This is a genomic window from Serratia sp. HNCC26DJ206 (genome assembly GCF_057180605.1).
In genome coordinates, this window is record NZ_JBXUGP010000163.1 from 1 (window position 1) to 335 (window position 335).

1 protein-coding gene is annotated in these 335 nt (G+C 61.2%); it reads right to left on the reverse strand.

Features of this window, described 5'->3' with window-relative positions; translation table 11 throughout:
• Positions 1-335 (reverse strand): hypothetical protein (locus AC2A1E_RS24415; RefSeq protein WP_484385908.1); only part of this gene is annotated, 335 nt, incomplete at both ends.

The following is a 335-nucleotide window of genomic DNA, read 5'->3' on the forward strand; positions in this document are numbered from 1 at the left end:
CCGCCTGCCTCCACCTTCGTCGCTTCACTGATGATGCGCAGCGTCTGCTTGCCGCCCGTGCCGATAAAGGCCAGGTTCAGCGTGTTCCAGTCCAGTGCGTTATTGCCGCTGGTGCTGTCGCTGCCGCCGATGCGCACGCCATCCAGGTAAATACCAATGCGGGTGTAGTCGGCGCTGTAACCCAAACGTCCGGCTACATCAAGGCTCAACTGGTAGGCCACTCCCGCCACGGTGTCGAGCGTCCGTTCGATCCCCTGGGTTTGTGCGTTCTGCCCCGTTGCCTTGTTCATCTCCAGCCAGTTGTTGCCGTTGCCGCTGGCCGCTTTCACTCGAAT